This window comes from Pseudomonas aylmerensis (assembly GCF_001702265.1).
Lineage (GTDB): Bacteria > Pseudomonadota > Gammaproteobacteria > Pseudomonadales > Pseudomonadaceae > Aquipseudomonas > Aquipseudomonas aylmerensis.
On record NZ_MAUE01000045.1, the window covers coordinates 765948 to 783815 of the forward strand.

Sequence of the window (17868 nt, forward strand, 5' to 3'; positions counted from 1 at the left end):
CTACAGCGGGAGATGCCGGCTCAGCAGCGCCCGCAGGGCCGCGGGCTTGACCGGCTTGGCCAGGTAGTCCAACCCTGCCGCATGCACCTGGGCGACCATCTCCGGGCGGCCATCGGCGCTGATCACCACGCCGGGAATCGGCTCCGCCAGTTGCGCTCGCAGCCATCCCATCAGTTCGGTACCGGTTTCCCCATGGTCGAGGTGATAGTCCACCAAGGCCAGTTGCGGGCGCACGCCCTCGGCGAGCAGCGCTGCGCATTGTGCCTGGTCGGTGGCGGTCCACACCTCGCAGCCCCAGCGCGTCAGCAGGCTGCGCATGCCGATCAGAATGCTTTCTTCATTATCCACGCACAGTACCTGCGCGCCGCTCAGCGGCAGGCCGTTTTCCGGCGCAGCCTTGATCTGCGGACTGGCCTGGTTGCGCGCCAGCGGCACGCGCACACTGAACACGCTGCCCTTGCCTGGCCAGGAGCGCACGCTCAATCGGTGATCGAGCACCCGGCACAGGCCGTCGGCGATCGCCAGGCCCAGGCCCAGGCCTTTTTCTGCACGGGTCTGGTGGCTGTCCAGGCGTTTGAATTCCTCGAAGATCACTTTCTGTTTGTCCAGCGGGATGCCGGGCCCTCGGTCCCACACTTCCAGGCACAGTTCGCCCTTGCGACGGCGTACGCCAAGCAGCACCGGGCCGTCGGCATAGCGGAAAGCGTTGGTCAGGAAATTCTGCAAAATCCGCCGCAGCAACTTGATATCACTGTCCACCCGCAATCGGCTGCCACGCAGTCGGAAGCGCAAGCCCTGCTCGTGGGCCAGCGCCTTGAATTCGGCGCCGAGGGTATCGAACAGCTCGTTGAGCACGAACGGCTGGCGTTGTGGATTGATCTTGCCGTTTTCCAGGCGCGAAATATCCAGTAAATCGCTGATCAAGTCTTCGGCGGAGCGCAGCGAACTGTCCAGGTGTTGCACCAGTTGCCGCGCTTCACTCGACAGGCCGTCGTGCTGGTGGGAGAGGGCGGCGGAGAACAGGCGCGCGGCGTTCAACGGCTGCATCAAGTCATGACTGACGGCGGCAAGAAAGCGTGTCTTCGACTGGCTGGCAGACTCGGCCACACCCTTGGCGTCGGTGAGCGCCACATTCAGTTGCGACAGCTCATGGGTACGCTCGGTGACTCGTTGCTCCAGGCCCTCGTTGGCTTCGGTGAGGGCCTGTTCGGCTTCGCGGAACGCAGTAATGTCGGTAAAACTCATGACGAAACCGCCACCGGGCATCGGATTGCCAATCAGCTCGATCACCCGCCCGTTCGGAAACAAGCGTTCGGACGTGTGCGCGCGGCCCTGGCGCATCCAGTGCAGACGGCGCGCCACATGCACCTCGGCCTCGCCTGGGCCACACAAGCCGCGCTCGGCGTTGTAGCGGATGATGTCGGCAATCGGCCGCCCCACGCTGATCAGCCCGTCCGGGTAGTTGAACAGCTCCAGGTAGCGTCGGTTCCAGGCCACCAGCTTGAGGGACTGGTCCACCACGCTGATGCCCTGGGTGATGTTCTCGATGGCGCCCTGCAGCAGGGCCCGGTTGAATTGCAGCACTTCGGAGGCTTCGTCGGCGATCCGTACCACGTCCTCCAGTTGCATTTCGCGTCCTTCGATGGCGGCTTTCACCACCGCCCGCGTCGACGATGCACCGAGTACACCGGCCAGCAATCGCTCGGTGTGAGCGATCCAGTCGTTGTCGGCATTCTGGTTGGGGTTGAAGCCTTTGCCCTGCCGGTAGGCAAAGCGAATAAAGCTCTGCTGGGCCCGCTCATCCCCGACGAAGCGCGCGGCCAAACTGAGCAGGTCGCTGATTTGTACCGAGAGCATCGAACGGGCGCTGGCACGTTGGTTGATTTCCTGGCCAATGAAGCGTCCGGCCTGCCAGTGTTCCGACACGCGCGTGCGCGACAGCATCGACACCCACACAAACAGCGTGAAGTTACCCGCCAGCGAGAACACGGTGCCCAAGGTCAATGACGTCACGGACAAACCCAGCGGGTGCGAATGCATCCACGTCAGCCCAGGGAAAAGGCTGAGGGACCAGCCCAGGCTTTTCGCCGTCACCGGTAGGACCAGGGTGTAGAACCACAGGAAGGTGCCCGCCGCCAATCCGGCAAATACGCCGCGCCGGTTCGCCTGTTTCCAATACAGCGCACCGAGCATCGCCGGCGCCAATTGGGTCACGGCGGCAAAGGCGATCTGGCCGATGGTCGCCAGGCTGGCACTCGAGCCGAGCAAGCGGTAGCTGACATACGCCAGCAGCAGGATGATCACGATGCTGACCCGGCGCACCGACAGCATCCAGTGGCGGAACACTTCGAACGGCCGCTCGGCACTGGAGCGACGCAGCAACCACGGCAGCAGCATGTCGTTGGAGACCATGGTCGACAGCGCGATGCTCGCCACGATCACCATGCCGGTGGCCGCCGACGCACCGCCGATAAACGCCAGTACGGCGAGGGCCGGATGGGCTTCGGCGAGTGGCAGGCTGATGACATAGGAGTCCGGCATCACCGAGCCGGGCAGCATCATTTTGCCGCCGAGAGCGATAGGGATCACAAACAGGGCGGCGAGAATCAGGTAGGCCGGGAACACCCATTTGGCCAGGCGCAGGTCCTGCGGGTCGATATTCTCGACCACGGTGACGTGGAATTGCCGCGGCAAGCAGATGATCGCCATCATCGCCACGCCGGTCTGTACCACCATCGATGGCCAGTTGACGGTTTCTTTCCAGTATTCCTCCAGCCTCGGCGCGAGCATGGCCTGGCTGAACAAGTCGCCGAAACCGTCGTACAGGCCGTAGGTCACGAACGCGCCGACGGCGAGAAACGCGAACAGCTTGACCAGCGATTCAAAGGCAATCGCCAGCACCATGCCACGGTGGTGCTCCGTGGCGTCGAGGTTGCGCGTACCGAAGACGATGGTGAACAGCGCGAGCACCAGCGACACGATCAGTGCCGTGTCCTGGGCGCGGGTGCCCGTGGTGTCGGCACCCGCACCGATCAGCAGGTTGACGCCCAGCACGATGCCTTTGAGTTGCAGGGCGATATAGGGCAGCACGCCAACCAGGCAGATCAGTGCCACGACCACGGCCAGCGATTGGGATTTCCCGTAGCGTGCGGCGATAAAGTCGGCGATCGAGGTAATGTTTTCTTGCTTGCTGATCAGAATCATCTTCTGCAGCACCCAGGGTGCCAACACCAGCAGCAGCACGGGTCCCAGGTAGATCGGTAAAAACGCCCACAATTGTTCGGCGGCCTGGCCTACGGCGCCGAAGAACGTCCAGCTGGTGCAGTAGACCGCCAGCGACAGGCTGTACACCCACGCGCGCATGCGCGGTGGCAGCGGCGCACGGCGGCGGTCACCGTAGAAGGCGATGGCAAACATAATGGCCATATAGGCCAGGGCAACGGCGGCGATCAGCCCGCTGGACAGCGTCATGGTAACTCCGAGCGTAAGAACACCCAGGCATTCCAGGCCCGGTTGGACAGTCTCGCATGATGCCTGGGGTTAGTCAGTGTCGACCAAGGTCGTGTGGGCGCTAATGTCGCAGGCAGTGATCAACGTGGCGGCAGGGTTTTCTGGCGCAGGATGTAGATCGTCACCAGCACGGCGCTGGTCAGCATGAAACCACGGGCCCACGGCAGCGGTACCAGGTAGCAGGAGACACCGATGCTCAGCCACATCAAGCCAATGGCGTAGACCTTGCCTTTGAGCGGGATGCCATTGCCGTCCAGGTAGTCCTTGATCCACGGACCCAGGCGCGGGTGTTCCACCAGCCAGTGGTAGAAACGCGGGGAGCTTCGGGCGAAGCAGGCGGCGGCGAGCAGCAGGAAGGGCGTAGTCGGCAGTACCGGCAGGAAGATGCCGATGACGCCCAACGCTACGCTGAGCCAGCCGATGGCCAGCAGCAGGTAGCGCAGGAGCAGCGAGCGATTGCCCATGGGTGTCACGGGCAACTGACTCAGTGGTGACGTGGCTTGAGGATCGCCGGTTTTTCGTCAGGGGCGTTGCACAGCAGGTACAGCGCGGTCAGTGCTTCGGGGATCTGTACGATCATGTCGTCCATCAGGTTGGCGTCGGCGGCGATGTCGGAGAATTCCGGCTGATCGTCGAACAGGCCCGAACCGACCATGATCGGCAGCAGCATTTCGCTGACTTCTTCCTCGGCGGTTTCGAACCAGGCGGCTTCGCGCAGGAACACACCTTCCATGAAACCGATGCACCAGCCGCGCAGGTCGGAGTCATCCGGCTCTTCGCCCAGGTCCAGGTCGCACGGCAACTCGAATTCCTCGTCGGAGGCCAGCTGGCGACCGATATGGGCCTTGAGGGCGAGCAGGGTCGATTCGATTTCTTCACGCTGGGCCGCGTCGGTGTAGTGCGGCTCTTCGGCGAACAAGGCGTCGATCCACTCACGGTCCGGCACGGCCTCGGAGCAGATGGACAGGGCGGTCAGGTAGCCGTGGGCGGCCACGTAGTCCAGCGCCTCGTCATGCAGCTCATCGGCGTCGAGGAAGGCTTGCAGGCGGGTTAGTTGCTCAGCGAAGGACATTGAAGGGCTACCTTGGGAATAAACGATGCTGAATTCTAGGCTTTCTTGAGCGCCCAGGCCAGCTGCAAGGCATATTTGCCGGGTTTTAGAGACGGGCGTCTATTCGTCAGTCGCGCCCTTTGCCGAGTGTCGCTCGGGTATACTGCCGCGTTTTGTGATGCCCCTGCAGGTTAGGCGCCCGTCCGCGAAAACTTCGCTTACGGATTATTCTCCGTGAAAACGTATTTTTTCGGCCAGCCTGTACAGAGGGATTTCGGCACTATTTGGAGTTTTACATGCTCGAGCAGGCTCAACGCGTCCTCAAGGACATCTTCGGCTACGACAGTTTTCGTGGCCGCCAGGGTGCGATCATTGAGCGCGTGGCCAGTGGCGGTGACGCGCTGGTCCTGATGCCTACCGGTGGCGGCAAATCGTTGTGCTTCCAGGTACCGGCGCTGTTGCGCAACGGCCTGGCCGTGGTGGTGTCGCCGCTGATCGCGTTGATGGACGACCAGGTGGCGACCCTCGAAGAACTTGGCGTCGCCGCCGCCTCCCTGAACTCCACCCTCAGCGCCGAGCAGCAGCGCGACCTGGCCGCCCGCATCAAGCGCGGTGAAGTCAAGATGCTCTACCTGGCCCCCGAGCGCCTGGTGCAGCCGCGCATGCTGGCGTTTTTGCAGAGCCTGGAAATCGCGCTGTTTGCCATCGATGAAGCCCACTGCGTGTCGCAATGGGGGCATGATTTCCGTCGCGAGTATCTGCAGCTGGGCCAATTGGCGGAGCTGTTTCCTGACGTGCCGCGCATCGCGCTGACCGCCACCGCCGACAAGCGCACCCGCGAAGAGATCGTCGAGCGCCTGCATTTGCAGAATGCCGAGCGCTTCCTCTCGAGCTTCGACCGCCCGAACATCTTCTACCGCATCGTACCCAAGGAGCAGCCGCGCAAGCAGTTGCTGGCGTTCCTGTCCGAGCGGCGCAGCGATGCGGGCATCGTGTACTGCCTGTCGCGCAAGAAGGTCGATGAGGTCGCCGCATTCCTCTGCGAACAAGGTTACCCGGCGCTGCCCTATCACGCCGGGCTGCCGAATGATTTGCGTGCCTACCACCAGAAGCGCTTCCTCAACGAGGAAGGCCTGATCATGGTGGCGACCATCGCGTTCGGCATGGGCATCGATAAATCCAACGTGCGCTTCGTGGCGCACATGGATCTGCCCAAGTCCCTCGAGGCGTATTACCAGGAAACCGGACGTGCCGGCCGTGATGGCCTGCCGGCCGATGCCTGGATGGTCTATGGCCTGCAAGATGTGGTGATGCTCAAGCAGATGCTGCAGAACTCCGAAGGCGATGAGCGCCACAAGCGCCTGGAGCAGCACAAGCTCGACGCCATGCTCTCGCTGTGTGAAGAAACCCGCTGCCGTCGCCAGACGCTGCTGGCGTACTTCGACGAGGATATGCCCGAGCCGTGCGGCCACTGCGACAACTGCGTCGACGGCGTGCAGACCTGGGACGCCACCGAGCCTGCGCGCCAGGCGTTGTCGGCGATCTACCGCACCGGCCAGCGCTACGGCGTCGGTCACCTGGTGGATGTGCTGCTGGGCAAGGACAACGAAAAGGTGCGCAGCTTCGGCCACGAGAAACTGTCGGTCTACGGCGTCGGCAAGGCCCGCGCCGAGGGCGAGTGGCGCTCGCTGTTCCGGCAGATGGTCGCGCGCGGCCTGGTGGATATCGACCTGGAAGGCTATGGCGGGCTGCGCCTCAACGACAGTTGCCGGCCATTGCTCAAGGGCGAAGTGAGCCTGGAGCTGCGACGCGACCTCAAGCCGCAGACCACCGCCAAGAGCAGTACCAGCCAGGCCAGCCAACTGGTGCGCGGCGAAGAGCGCGAACAGTGGGAAGCCTTGCGCACCCTGCGGCGCAAACTGGCACAGGAACACAGTGTGCCGCCGTACGTTATTTTCCCCGACTCGACCCTGCTGGAAATGCTGCGCGAGCAGCCGACCACGATGGCCGAAATGGCGCGGGTCAGCGGTGTCGGCGCGCGCAAGCTGGAGCGTTACGGCCAGGCCTTCCTCGAAGTGCTCGGCGGCCAGGCCGAAGCACCCAAGGAAGTTGCCGATATTCGCCACGAACTGATCAGCCTGGCGCGCGCCGGGATGACTCCGATCCAGATCGCCGGCCAGCTGCAATGCTCGGAAAAAAATGTGTACACCTTGCTGGCCGAGTCCATCGGCAAGCAACAGTTGTCGCTGGAGCAGGCGCTGGATTTGCCGGAGGATCTGCTCGGTGAAATCCAGGATGCCTTCCTCGACGGAGAAGGCGAATTGCCACCGGTTGCCGAGATCGCGCCGCTGTTTACCGGGCGTGTTCCGGAGGGCGTTTTGTACTGCGTACGCGCTGCTTTGCAGTCTGAATTCGAAATTTAGTGCGTTGATTATGACAATGTAACGAATCAGTACATAGCAACTCTTGCCTACTGGCATGGCTCATGCTTAGCTGACTAATAATTAGCCACACTTTATTTTCAGTCTAAACCATGAGTTTTTTATGCCGTTAACCGATCAACACCGTTTTGGCATGCAACTGGCGCAAATGTCCCGAGGTTGGCGCGCCGAGTTGGACCGCCGTCTGGCGGGGCTGGGCCTGTCCCAGGCGCGCTGGCTGGTGCTGCTGCACCTGGCCCGTTTCCAGGACGCGCCGACGCAACGCGAGCTGGCGCAAAGCGTCGGCGTCGAAGGGCCGACACTCGCACGCTTGCTCGACAGCCTGGAAGGCCAGGGTTTGGTGCAACGCCAAGCCGTCGTGGAAGATCGTCGTGCCAAACGCATTCTGCTGTGTGACACCGCGCGCCCCCTGATCGAACAGATCGAAACCATCGCCACCGCCCTGCGCCATGAGTTGTTTGTGGGTGTGGACGAAGCTGACTTGAGCGTGTGCATGCGTGTGCATGGGCACATCCTGGCAAACCTGGAAAAGTCCTGACCTCCAGAAACGACAGCCCCCGTAGGAGTCGGCTTGCCGGCGATGAGGCCCTGGAGCCATGCGGTGAATATCCGCTGCCATCGCCGGCAAGCCGGGCGCCTGTGAAGTGCGTGTCAGAACGTCTGCCCCAGGTTCAGGTACACCGCTTTCTGATTGTCATCGTTGAACCCGTAGCTGAAGTTCAGCGGCCCCAACGGTGTGTCAAAGCCGAGGAAGATACTCGCCGCGTTGATATAGCCACTGTCGAACTCATTGTCGTTGTTCCACGCCCGGCCGCGTTCCAGCGACGCGCCCAGGTACAGCGGGAAATCCAGCGGCAGGTACGAGCGTGGCGTCAACCTGCGGTAGTACACGGCACGCATCAGGCTGATGTTCTGCCCCGAGATCGCATCCTGGCGAAAGCCCGATAGCTGCCGTGCACCGCCGAGCAAGAAGCTGGAAATCACCACGTCCGAATCATCCAGGGTGCGCCCGTAGCGACCGCCCAGCACCAGTGTGTCCGGGCCGTGGCTCATGGCCTTGTCCAGCTTGAATTCCCATTGGCGATAGCGCTGGTCCGAGCCCAGCCCCGGTTCGAATTCGCGGTAGGCCAGGCCGATGTCTTCGCCGGTATGGGGGAAGTACACGTTGTCCAGTGAATCGAAGGAGTACTTCAGTTCATAGAAGCCTTCGCTGAAGCTCACGCTGGGCAAGCTGCGATCGCCGATGCGCACATCGGCCTTGCCCCAGGCTTCGCCGACGCCGAAGCGGATCTCGCCGCTGTTGCCGATCTGGCGCCCCACGTTCAGGCCGAAGCCGTAGCGTTCCAGGCGGTATTCGGAGATCGGGTCGTTGTCCAGGATCAGTTCGACGTTCTGTGCCTGGGCACTCAGGTAGGGGGCGATGAAGTAGCGCGAACCGGTATCCATCGGCTGGTAGAACTCGCTGTACAGCTCCTGGCGATCACCGATCTGCACGCGCGTCAGCCATTCGGCGCCGAGGCGGTTGATGCCATTCATGCGGTAGCTGGCGCCGAGGTTGAAGGCGCTGTCGCCGCGCATGTCGTCCGACAGGTTCAGGCCCAGGCGCAGGTAGTCGGTGCCGCTGCGCTTGCCGCGTGCGCTGATCACCAGGGTGTTGTCCTGGCCTTTCTTGACTACGCGGTACTGCACCTGCTCGAAGTAATCCAGGCCGTACAGGGTGCCCATGTCCGTTTGCAGGCGGCCCAGGTTGAGCGGCTCGCCCAGCGGTTGGCGGATGTAGTAGCGGATCACGTCGTCGCTGACTTTCGAGTCGTTCTCCACGTTGATCGCGGTGATGATCGGGGTGCGCTCACCCGGCGTGCGCGCGGCCACCAGCTGCGGGTCGATCGGCTCGGCCGGGCGCAGGTGCGCCAGGCGCACATCGAGGGCACGGGTGGCGCGGTAGCCGGCGTCGATCATGTCCTTGGCACGGCCGAAGTCGGTCACGCCATAGGCGGCCAGCGGCGGCTGGATCAGCACATCCTTGGGGTGCAGGGCCTTGAGTTGTTCTTCGGAGTTGCGTCGGGTCATCAGGGTGATGGATTGGTTGAGCACGTCCACCACCGTGGCCAGTTGCTTGCGCGAGCGCAGCGGGGTGCCGATGTCCACGACGATAGCGATGTCGACGCCCATCTCCCGCGCCACGTCCAGCGGGATGTTGTCAGTCATGCCGCCGTCCACCAGCAGCCGGCCGTCCAGTTCCACCGGGGCGAACACCGCCGGGATCGACATGCTGGCGCGGATCACCTGGGGCAGATGGCCTTTGCTGAATACCACCTTTTCACCGGTGGTGATGTCGGTGGCCACGGCGCGAAAGGGGATCGGCAGCTTGTCGAAATTACGCGTATTGCTGCTGTGGGCGAACATGCTTTCCAGCAGCAGCGCCAGGTTCTGGCCCTGGATCACCCCGAGGGGCAGGCCGAGGCTGCCGTCATCGCGAAAGCTCAGTTTCTGCTTGACCAGGAAATCGCGGTCATCCTGCTTGCGCCGGAACGGCACGTCTTCACGCGGTGGCGCGTCGGACAGGGCCTGCTGCCAGTCGATGCCGAGCGCGAGTTTTTCCAGCTCGTCGATCTTGTAGCCCGATGCATACAGGCCGCCGATGACGGCACCCATGCTGGTGCCGGCAATCGCATCGATATGGATGCCCTGTTCTTCCAGTGCCTTGAGCACGCCGATGTGGGCGAGGCCACGGGCGGCGCCGCCGGACAGCACCAGGCCGATTTTCGGGCGTGGCGTTTCGAGGGCGTCGGCGAGAAGAGGGAGCAGGCACAGGAACAGGCAGGACAACAGGCGGCGCATCATGAATCTCGAGGCTGGGCGATAAAGGCCGGTATTATAGCCACCCGATCCGCCGAGCCCGTTACGTCAGGAGCCTCTCAAATTATGTCCGCTGATAAACCCGAGATCGTCATCACCTATTGCACCCAGTGCCAGTGGCTGCTGCGCGCCGCATGGCTGGCGCAGGAACTGTTGAGTACGTTTGCCGATGACTTGGGCAAAGTGTCGCTGGAACCGGCCACGGGCGGGGCGTTTCGCATCACCTGCGAGGGCGTGCAGATCTGGGAGCGCAAGGCGGACGGGGGCTTCCCCGAGGCCAAGGTGCTCAAGCAGCGCGTGCGCGACCAGATCGACCCACAGCGCGACCTGGGGCACAACGAGCGCAAGCCCTGACAGTCACCGCCACGGCAGGGCGGTGACTGGTGCCGGCAGCTATTTGGCGGCCATTTTGCTTTTGATGAAGCCTACGACCCAGGTCAGCACCAGGCCGCCGATACCGCCACCGAGGATATTGCCGCCGACTGCCGCGACATCCAGCGCTTCGCCGCTGCTCGTGCCGGTCAGTGCCGCGACTATCTGGCCCAGTACCAGTCCGCCCACGCCGCCGATCAGTGTATTGAGCCCGGTGCCCAGGCTCTCTTTGGTCATGCCGGCGATGTTGCCGCCGATGGCGCCGCTGATGATCTGCACCAGCAAGCTGATGAACATTTCCATGATGAAACCCCTGCATAGCGTTAATCGAGTGACCTCTCGCTTGCAGCAACTTCAAGCATCACGGCTGTCGTCGAGGAGTCCTTATCCGTTGAACGACGACAAACTGTTGCGGATGTCCAGAGTATAGATCAGGCACTCGCTGCGGGCTGTTTGGCCTGGCTGGCGCTGCCCATCAACCCGGACAGCACGATGGCGACGATGATCAGCGCGCCGCCCATCAGCATGCGCAGTGTCGGGGTTTCGGCGAACAGCAGCCAGGCCACGGTGATGCCGTACACCGGTTCCATGGCAAATACCACGGAGGCGGTGCGCGCCTTGATCACCGCGAGGCTGGCGACGAACAGGCTATGGGCCAGGCCGGTGCAGAACACGCCGAGCAGGCCGATCCACAGCCAGTCCAGCGCGCGAACCTCGGCCAACCCCGGCGCCGCCACGGGCAGCAGGCAGGCCGCGACTACCAGGTTCTGGCACAGCGCCGCCTGCACCGCCGGAATCCGCCCGGAGCTGGCGCGATTGTTCAGCGACAGCAACGAGAACAGCAACCCCGAGACGATCCCCCAGAGCAGGCCGCCGGTGGCTTCGCTGGCGAGATTGAAATCCGGTGTCACCAGCACCAGGCCGACGGTGACAAGCGCCACCAGCAGCACTTCATTGGCGCGAATGCGCTCGCGGAAGATCAGCCCTTCGAGGATCACGGTAAACGCCGGGAACGCGGTGAACCCCAGCGTTGCCACGGCGACGCCAGCCACCTTGACCGCGATGAAAAACGTCACCCAATGCGCGGCCAGCAGCACGCCGCTGATCACCAGCCGGCGCCAGTCGCGCAACGCCAGGCGCTTCCAGGTGGTGTTGCTGGCAAAGCGCGCAAACACTGCCAACGCCAGCACCGCAAACGCGGCACGGCCGAACACGATGATGGCGGGTGAGGCGGCCGCCAGTTTGCCGAATACGCCGGTGAGGCCAAACATCAGTGCGCCGATATGCAGGGCGCCGAGGGCTGAGCGGGGAGTCATTGCGATCCTTGAAACCAACGGGAGTGACAGGTTCGCAGTCTAGAGGGTTGCGGGCGAGGGTGTCTGTCGTGGGGCTCGCGATTTATAGCGCAGGACTCTCGCCCACGCGCAAGGCGGTGGGGGAAGCGCCAAATTCACGCAGCATCGCCGCCGCGAATGCACTTTGCGACGCATAGCCGACGCGCGCGGCAATCTCGCCGATCGCCAGTGGCGTCTCGCGCAGCAGGCCCAGGGCCTTGTGCAGGCGGCGGCTGCGGATGTAGTCCATCGGCGTCTGCCCACACTCGGCGACGAATCGCGCGTGCAGGCGCGCCACCGACAGCTCGGCGATACGGGCCAGATCGGCGACTTGCAGCGGGTGCGCCACGTGTCGCTCGATATGCGCATTGAACGCCGCATACGGCAGGCGCCGGCCCGGCAACGGTGGCGCGAGGGAATGATTGAGGCTGGCCAGCAGCAACACCGCGCCCTGCTGGACGATCAGCGGATCGTCCACCGGGCTGTGCGCCAGCCATTGCACCAGTTGATGTTGCCGCGAGTCGAGGGCCAGGCGCGCGGGCTGGTCGAGCAGGCGGCGGCTGGCGTCCGCATGCTCGCCCAGGGATTGCAGCAGCCAATGTTCGGTGGGCACATCCAGCACCAGGCACCGGCTGCCATCACGACTGCCGCACGCGTGGTGAGCGGAGAAGGGCAGCACCATCACGCTGCTTTCGCGCACCTGGCTGCCACGGCCATCCACTTCCAGGTCCAGGTGCCCGGACAGGCCGAACACCAACTGCGCGTGGTCATGGCTGTGGGCGAGCGGTGCTTCGAGGTAGTGGCGCAGCGTGAGGGCGGCTCTCATCGCGGTCTCCAGGGTTGCAGCGTGCCAGTCTACAACGCTTTGCGGCGCGCCGGCGCTGTCATCAGAGTGACGCACGACTGTCATGGGCTATTAATCGCCAGGGCGCAAGCTCGCGAAAACACCGTCGAGGGATGCCCATGACCAGTGCCGAGTTCGCCAAGCCCAGCCGCAAGCAACGGGTTCGTACCCTATGGATCTCTGATGTGCACCTGGGCACCCGGGATTGCCAGGCCGAACATTTGTCGCAGTTCCTCAAGGGGTATCACGCCGACAAGGTGTACCTGGTCGGCGATATCATCGATGGTTGGAAAATGCGCGGTGGCATGTATTGGCCGCAGGCCCATACCAACGTGATCCGCCGCCTGTTGACCATGGCCAAGCGCGGTACCGAAGTGATCTACGTCACCGGCAACCACGACGAATTCCTGCGCCGCTATTCCAAGCTGATCCTGGGCAACATCCAACTGGTGGACGAGGCCGTGCATGTCACCGCCGATGGTCGTCATTTGCTGGTGATCCACGGCGACCAGTTCGATGTGATCACCCGGTATCACCGCTGGCTGGCGTTTCTCGGCGACTCGGCCTACGAGCTCACCCTCACTTTGAACCGCTGGCTCAATCACTGGCGTGCGCGTTATGGCTATGGCTACTGGTCGTTGTCGGCGTACCTCAAGCACAAGGTCAAGACCGCGGTGAGTTTCATCAGCGATTTCGAAGAAGCCATCGCCCATGAAGTGACCAAGCGCGAGCTGCACGGCGTGGTGTGTGGGCATATCCACCATGCGGAGATTCGCAAGGTGGGCGAGGTGGACTACCTCAACTGTGGGGATTGGGTGGAGTCGTGCACGGCGTTGATCGAGCACTGGGATGGGAGTATCGAGTTGTATCGGTTGGCGGATGCGCAGGCGAAAGAGGCGCAGCTCAAGGCTGAAATGGTGGCGGGCTAAGGGCCCGACACCTTCCACCTGTGGGCGCTGGTGTGCCGGCGATAGCGGTGTTCAGTCAGCTTGTTCAGTGACTGATACACCGCCATCGCCGGCACGCCAGCTCCTACAGTTTGAGTCGGTTTCGTCAGTTGGAGACGTCGGCGATGGCTTCGGCCAGCAGCGTCAGGCGCGTGGCATCGATGCCCGCGACGTTAGCCCGGCCCGAACTCACCATGTACACGCTGTGCTTCTCCCGCAGCTGTTTCACCTGCTCGGCACTCAGGCCGGTATAGGAAAACATCCCGCGCTGTGTGCCGATGTGCGCAAACCGCGCCGACAGGCCATGGGGCGCCAATGCTTCCACCAGCCCGGAACGCAGGTGTGCAATGCGTGAACGCATGGCTTCGACCTCGTCGCTCCAGCGCTTTTTCAGCTCGGCATCCCCCAGGATCGTCGCGACCACCGCCGCGCCATGATCCGGCGGCGTCGACCAGAGGTTGCGTGCGATATTCGCCAGTTGGCTGCGCACATCCGTCAGCTTCTCGGCATCCGCCGCGCACACGATCAACGCGCCGACGCGGTCGCTGTACAGGCCGAAGTTCTTCGAGCAGGAGCTGGTGACCAGGACTTCCGGCAACTCGGCCGCAAACAGGCGCACCGCCCAGGCATCCTGCTCCAGGCCGTCGCCGAAGCCCTGGTAGGCGAAGTCGATCAGCGGCAGCAGTTGGCGCTCGCGCACGATCTGCAGGACCTGGCGCCAGTCATCCTGGGACAGGTCGAAACCCGTCGGGTTGTGGCAGCAGGCGTGCAGCAGCACCACGTCGCCCTTGGGGATGGTAGCGAGGGTCGCCAGCATCGCCGCCACATCCAGGCGGTTGTCGGTGCCCACGTAAGGGTAATGACTGACCTTGAGGCCGGCCTTGGCGAAGATGGTTTCGTGGATCGGCCAGGTCGGGTTGCTCAGCCACACACCACGGCCGGGCAGGCTGTGGGCGATGAAGTCGGCACTCAGGCGCAAGGCACCGGTGCCGCCCGGCGTCTGGGTCGCACCGGCGCGGCGGGCGTGGATCAGGGCCGAATCGGCGCCGAGCACCAGGGCGCTGATCAGCGTACCGAAGGCCGCGTTGCCATGGCCGCCGATGTAGGTCTTGGTGGTCTGGGTGTCGACCAGGCGCTGCTCGGCGAGCTTCACCGAGTGGGGAATCGGCGTCAGGCCCTGGTCGTCCTTGTACACGCCCACGCCGAGGTCGAATTTGTTCGGGTTGGGGTCCTGGGCGTACAGGTCCATCAGCCCGAGGATCGGGTCGCCGGGCACACGGCCAATGGCATCGAAATGCATTACTTGCGGCCCTCGGCGTCCTTGGCCACTTCGTCGGTGCGCGCGGCCATGATGAAGTCATTGCGGTGCAGGCCCTTGATGGAGTGGCTCCACCAGGTCACGGTGACCTTGCCCCATTCGGTCAGCAGGCCTGGGTGATGGCCTTCGGCTTCGGAGATTTCACCCATGGCGTTGGTGAAGGCCAGGGCAAACTTGAAGTTCTTGAACAGGAAGACCTTCTCCAGTTGCATCACGCCGTCGCGCACTTCGATGTTCCAGTCGGGAATCTGCTTGAGCAGCACCGGCAGTTCTTCATCGCTGACTTGTGGAGCGTCGGCGCGGCAGGCTTCGCAATGGGCTTGGTTCAAGGTGGTCATGGGGGTGTCCTGAATTCGAATGTATGAAGGTCAGTAGCGTTACCCTAAAGCAACGCGCGGCCAGGGAACAGACTCACCTGGCCTCAAGATGTAAGGTTCAAGCAGCCTTGGGCTTTGGCGGGAATTTCGGTGCATGCAGACCCAGCTGCATCCCGCGTTCGACCATGCCCATGATGTCTTCCTGCGCCACGTCGAACAGGCGCTTCAGGTCCGGCAGCACGAAGTACAACGGCTGCAGGATGTCGATGCGGTACGGCGTGCGCATTGCTTCCAGTGGGTCGAAGGCTTGGTGCTCGGGCTCGGACGACAGGCTGTACACCGTCTCCTTGGGCGACGACAAAATGCCGCCACCGTAGATGCGCAGGCCGGTGGGCGTATCCACCAGGCCGAACTCGATGGTCATCCAGTACAGGCGCGCCAGGTACACGCGCTGCTCTTTGGTGGCCGCCAGGCCGAGCTTGCCGTAGGTGTGGGTGAATTCGGCGAACCAGGGGTTGGTAAGCAACGGGCAGTGACCAAAGATCTCGTGGAAAATATCCGGCTCTTGCAGGTAGTCCAGCTCTTCACGGGTACGAATAAAGGTCGCCACCGGGAACTGCTTGTTGGCGAGCAATTCGAAAAAGGTCTGGAAGGGGATCAATGCGGGGACCCGGGCGACTTGCCAGCCTGTGGTCTCGGCCAGCACTTTATTGATCTCGCCCAATTGCGGAATGCGGTCCAGTGGCAGGCCGAGCTTGTCGATGCCGTCCAGGTATTCCTGGCAGGCGCGGCCTTCGATCACTTTCAACTGGCGCGTGATCAGGGTGTTCCACACCGCGTGTTCTTCCGGCGGGTAGTGGATAAAACCTTGCGCATCGGGCTCGCGGGCCACGTATTGCGTCTGCTTCATACGGCTCTCCTGCTAGGCATTCGTTCTTGTTATGTCCTGCGATGCCTCTATTGATACCGAGGCGCCGCGCCGATGCCATCCACCCGCGGCAGCTATCTGTAGGAAAATTTACCGAATTATGTAAAGTATTCGTTACGCTGGTGGGCCGGTGGCGTCCGCGGGCTGTAAAAAGGCCGGTGACTGTCACATAATCTTGACGACTATCTGCGCCCAGCGGCAAAAAGACGCGGCGCCTCCCCACTCTTCGGGCCTTTTCATGCGTATCAAAGTGCACTGCCAGAACCGCATCGGCATCCTGCGGGACATCCTCAACCTGCTGGTGGAATATGGCGTCAACGTCGCCAAGGGCGAGGTCGGCGGCGAGCATGGCAACGCCATCTACCTGTATTGCCCGAACCTGGTGAACATGCAGTTCCAGGCGTTGCGCCCGCAGTTCGAGGCGATTGCCGGGGTGTTTGGCGTCAAGCGGGTCGGGCTGATGCCCAGCGAGCGGCGGCATATGGAGCTCAATGCCTTGCTCGGCGCCCTGGAGTTTCCGGTGCTGTCGATCGACATGGGCGGTTCCATTGTCGCCGCCAACCGTGCGGCGGCGCAGTTGCTCGGGGTGCGGGTGGATGAGGTGCCGGGGATTCCACTGTCGCGCTACGCCGAAGACTTCGACTTGCCCGAGCTGGTGCGCGCGAGCAAATCGCGGATCAATGGCCTGCGGGTCAAGGTCAAGGGTGACGTGTTCCTGGCGGATATCGCGCCGCTGCAATCTTCCGAGCACGATGACAGCGAGGCCATGGCCGGTGCCGTGCTGACCCTGCACCGCGCCGACCGCGTGGGCGAGCGTATCTACAATGTGCGCAAGCAAGAGCTGCGTGGCTTCGACAGTATTTTCCAAAGCTCCAAGGTCATGGCCGCGGTGGTGCGTGAAGCCCGGCGTATGGCGCCGCTGGATGCGCCTCTATTAATAGAAGGCGAAACCGGCACCGGCAAAGAGCTGCTGGCGCGTGCCTGTCACCTGGCCAGTCCACGCGGGCAGTCGCCGCTGATGGCGCTCAATTGCGCCGGTCTGCCGGAGTCCATGGCCGAGACCGAACTGTTCGGCTACGGTCCCGGTGCGTTTGAAGGTGCGCGGGCCGAGGGCAAGCTCGGGCTGCTGGAGTTGACGGCGGGCGGTACGCTGTTTCTCGATGGTGTCGGTGAAATGAGCGCGCGGTTGCAGGTGAAATTGCTGCGCTTTCTGCAGGACGGTTGCTTTCGCCGGGTCGGCAGTGATGAAGAGGTGTACCTGGATGTGCGCGTGATCTGCGCCACCCAGGTGGATTTGTCCGAGCTGTGTGCCCGGGGCGAATTCCGCCAGGACCTGTATCACCGCCTCAATGTATTGTCCCTGCATATCCCGCCGCTGCGCGAATGCCTGGATGGCCTGGCGCCGCTGGTCGAGCACTTTCTCGATCAGGCCAGCCGCCAGATCGGCTGCCCGCTGCCCAAGCTGGCACCTGCCGCGATGGATCGCCTGAGCCACTACCACTGGCCGGGCAACGTGCGGCAGCTGGAAAACGTGCTGTTCCAGGCGGTGTCGTTGTGCGAGGGCGGCACGGTCAAGGCTGAGCATATTCGCTTGCCGGACTACGGCGTGCGCCAGCCGCTTGGCGATTTCTCCCTCGAGGGCGGCCTGGAAGAGATCGTTGGACGCTTTGAGAAGGCAGTACTGGAAAGCCTGTATGCCGAGCATTCCAGCAGCCGGCAACTGGGCAAGCGCCTGGGGGTGTCCCACACCACCATCGCCAATAAGTTACGCGATTACGAAATTCTCAAGACCGACAAGTAACTACCTGACACAACTGGGTCAAAATGTGGGAGCGGGCTTGCTCGCGAATGCGGTGGATCAGTCACCTTCTGTGCTGGCTGACACAGCGCCTTCGCGAGCAAGCCCGCTCCCTCATTTGATTGTGTCGTTGCCGTAAGCGGCATAAG

15 protein-coding genes are annotated in these 17868 nt (G+C 63.0%); 5 read left to right on the forward strand and 10 right to left on the reverse strand.

Features of this window, described 5'->3' with window-relative positions; genetic code table 11:
• The 3 genes from BBG20_RS29370 to BBG20_RS29380 form a co-directional block, all read right to left on the reverse strand.
• Complete coding sequence (locus BBG20_RS29370) at window positions 1-3471, reverse strand: hybrid sensor histidine kinase/response regulator (protein WP_065909747.1); 3471 nt, start codon at window positions 3469-3471, stop codon at window positions 1-3.
• A 119-nt stretch (window positions 3472-3590) separates the two neighbouring features.
• Window positions 3591-3974 carry a YbaN family protein gene (locus tag BBG20_RS29375; RefSeq protein WP_065909749.1) on the reverse strand — a complete coding sequence of 128 codons (384 nt, stop codon included), beginning with the start codon at window positions 3972-3974 and terminating at the stop codon, window positions 3591-3593.
• A 20-nt stretch (window positions 3975-3994) separates the two neighbouring features.
• Window positions 3995-4582: a UPF0149 family protein gene (locus BBG20_RS29380; protein WP_065909751.1), complete on the reverse strand. Its 588-nt coding sequence runs from the start codon at window positions 4580-4582 to the stop codon at window positions 3995-3997.
• A gap of 275 nt (window positions 4583-4857) precedes the next feature.
• Between BBG20_RS29380 and recQ the strand changes: the two genes are divergently transcribed.
• The gene (gene recQ, locus BBG20_RS29385) at window positions 4858-6984 is read left to right on the forward strand and encodes a DNA helicase RecQ (protein WP_065909753.1); all 2127 of its coding nucleotides are present in this window, start codon (window positions 4858-4860) and stop codon (window positions 6982-6984) included.
• A gap of 121 nt (window positions 6985-7105) precedes the next feature.
• The gene (locus tag BBG20_RS29390) at window positions 7106-7540 is read left to right on the forward strand and encodes a MarR family transcriptional regulator (RefSeq protein ID WP_065909756.1); all 435 of its coding nucleotides are present in this window, start codon (window positions 7106-7108) and stop codon (window positions 7538-7540) included.
• Between the two features lie 113 nt (window positions 7541-7653).
• On the opposite strand, the gene BBG20_RS29395 is transcribed toward BBG20_RS29390, so the two are convergent.
• Window positions 7654-9843, reverse strand: a complete 2190-nt coding sequence (locus BBG20_RS29395) for a patatin-like phospholipase family protein (RefSeq protein ID WP_065909758.1) — start codon at window positions 9841-9843, stop codon at window positions 7654-7656.
• An 84-nt stretch (window positions 9844-9927) separates the two neighbouring features.
• Between BBG20_RS29395 and BBG20_RS29400 the strand changes: the two genes are divergently transcribed.
• Window positions 9928-10215 carry a SelT/SelW/SelH family protein gene (locus BBG20_RS29400; protein ID WP_065909760.1) on the forward strand — a complete coding sequence of 96 codons (288 nt, stop codon included), beginning with the start codon at window positions 9928-9930 and terminating at the stop codon, window positions 10213-10215.
• A 39-nt stretch (window positions 10216-10254) separates the two neighbouring features.
• Here BBG20_RS29400 and BBG20_RS29405 read toward each other — a convergent pair whose 3' ends face one another.
• The 3 genes from BBG20_RS29405 to BBG20_RS29415 form a co-directional block, all read right to left on the reverse strand.
• Window positions 10255-10536 (reverse strand): hypothetical protein, encoded by a 282-nt coding sequence (locus BBG20_RS29405; protein WP_065909762.1) that lies wholly within the window; start codon window positions 10534-10536, stop codon window positions 10255-10257.
• Between the two features lie 128 nt (window positions 10537-10664).
• Window positions 10665-11549: a DMT family transporter gene (locus BBG20_RS29410; RefSeq protein ID WP_065909764.1), complete on the reverse strand. Its 885-nt coding sequence runs from the start codon at window positions 11547-11549 to the stop codon at window positions 10665-10667.
• Between the two features lie 82 nt (window positions 11550-11631).
• Window positions 11632-12393 (reverse strand): helix-turn-helix transcriptional regulator, encoded by a 762-nt coding sequence (locus BBG20_RS29415; RefSeq protein ID WP_065909766.1) that lies wholly within the window; start codon window positions 12391-12393, stop codon window positions 11632-11634.
• A 137-nt stretch (window positions 12394-12530) separates the two neighbouring features.
• On the opposite strand from BBG20_RS29415, the gene BBG20_RS29420 reads away from it, so the two are divergent.
• Window positions 12531-13340, forward strand: coding sequence for a UDP-2,3-diacylglucosamine diphosphatase (locus BBG20_RS29420; protein ID WP_065909768.1), 810 nt, complete (start codon window positions 12531-12533; stop codon window positions 13338-13340).
• 124 nt (window positions 13341-13464) lie between these two features.
• On the opposite strand, the gene BBG20_RS29425 is transcribed toward BBG20_RS29420, so the two are convergent.
• From BBG20_RS29425 to phhA, 3 genes are all read right to left on the reverse strand, one after another.
• Window positions 13465-14658, reverse strand: coding sequence for an amino acid aminotransferase (locus BBG20_RS29425; RefSeq protein WP_065909770.1), 1194 nt, complete (start codon window positions 14656-14658; stop codon window positions 13465-13467).
• On the reverse strand, window positions 14658-15014 hold the full coding sequence (locus tag BBG20_RS29430) for a 4a-hydroxytetrahydrobiopterin dehydratase (protein WP_010208721.1): 357 nt from the start codon (window positions 15012-15014) through the stop codon (window positions 14658-14660). The genes BBG20_RS29425 and BBG20_RS29430 overlap by 1 nt, the downstream gene beginning before the upstream one ends.
• 97 nt (window positions 15015-15111) lie before the next feature.
• The gene (phhA, locus tag BBG20_RS29435; protein WP_065909772.1) at window positions 15112-15903 is read right to left on the reverse strand and encodes a phenylalanine 4-monooxygenase; all 792 of its coding nucleotides are present in this window, start codon (window positions 15901-15903) and stop codon (window positions 15112-15114) included.
• A gap of 256 nt (window positions 15904-16159) precedes the next feature.
• Between phhA and BBG20_RS29440 the strand changes: the two genes are divergently transcribed.
• Window positions 16160-17722, forward strand: a complete 1563-nt coding sequence (locus tag BBG20_RS29440; RefSeq protein ID WP_065909774.1) for a sigma-54-dependent transcriptional regulator — start codon at window positions 16160-16162, stop codon at window positions 17720-17722.
• Window positions 17723-17868: the final 146 nt, after the last annotated feature.

What these genes read in the sequence shown, in the direction of transcription:
- BBG20_RS29370 (WP_065909747.1), bottom strand. Translation starts at nt 3,471, where the DNA reads ATGACGCTGTCCAGCGGGCTGATCGCCGCCGTTGCCCTGGCCTATATG.
- BBG20_RS29375 (WP_065909749.1), bottom strand. Translation starts at nt 3,974, where the DNA reads ATGGGCAATCGCTCGCTGCTCCTGCGCTACCTGCTGCTGGCCATCGGC.
- BBG20_RS29380 (WP_065909751.1), bottom strand. Translation starts at nt 4,582, where the DNA reads ATGTCCTTCGCTGAGCAACTAACCCGCCTGCAAGCCTTCCTCGACGCC.
- recQ (WP_065909753.1), top strand. Translation starts at nt 4,858, where the DNA reads ATGCTCGAGCAGGCTCAACGCGTCCTCAAGGACATCTTCGGCTACGAC.
- BBG20_RS29390 (WP_065909756.1), top strand. Translation starts at nt 7,106, where the DNA reads ATGCCGTTAACCGATCAACACCGTTTTGGCATGCAACTGGCGCAAATG.
- BBG20_RS29395 (WP_065909758.1), bottom strand. Translation starts at nt 9,843, where the DNA reads ATGCGCCGCCTGTTGTCCTGCCTGTTCCTGTGCCTGCTCCCTCTTCTC.
- BBG20_RS29400 (WP_065909760.1), top strand. Translation starts at nt 9,928, where the DNA reads ATGTCCGCTGATAAACCCGAGATCGTCATCACCTATTGCACCCAGTGC.
- BBG20_RS29405 (WP_065909762.1), bottom strand. Translation starts at nt 10,536, where the DNA reads ATGGAAATGTTCATCAGCTTGCTGGTGCAGATCATCAGCGGCGCCATC.
- BBG20_RS29410 (WP_065909764.1), bottom strand. Translation starts at nt 11,549, where the DNA reads ATGACTCCCCGCTCAGCCCTCGGCGCCCTGCATATCGGCGCACTGATG.
- BBG20_RS29415 (WP_065909766.1), bottom strand. Translation starts at nt 12,393, where the DNA reads ATGAGAGCCGCCCTCACGCTGCGCCACTACCTCGAAGCACCGCTCGCC.
- BBG20_RS29420 (WP_065909768.1), top strand. Translation starts at nt 12,531, where the DNA reads ATGACCAGTGCCGAGTTCGCCAAGCCCAGCCGCAAGCAACGGGTTCGT.
- BBG20_RS29425 (WP_065909770.1), bottom strand. Translation starts at nt 14,658, where the DNA reads ATGCATTTCGATGCCATTGGCCGTGTGCCCGGCGACCCGATCCTCGGG.
- BBG20_RS29430 (WP_010208721.1), bottom strand. Translation starts at nt 15,014, where the DNA reads ATGACCACCTTGAACCAAGCCCATTGCGAAGCCTGCCGCGCCGACGCT.
- phhA (WP_065909772.1), bottom strand. Translation starts at nt 15,903, where the DNA reads ATGAAGCAGACGCAATACGTGGCCCGCGAGCCCGATGCGCAAGGTTTT.
- BBG20_RS29440 (WP_065909774.1), top strand. Translation starts at nt 16,160, where the DNA reads ATGCGTATCAAAGTGCACTGCCAGAACCGCATCGGCATCCTGCGGGAC.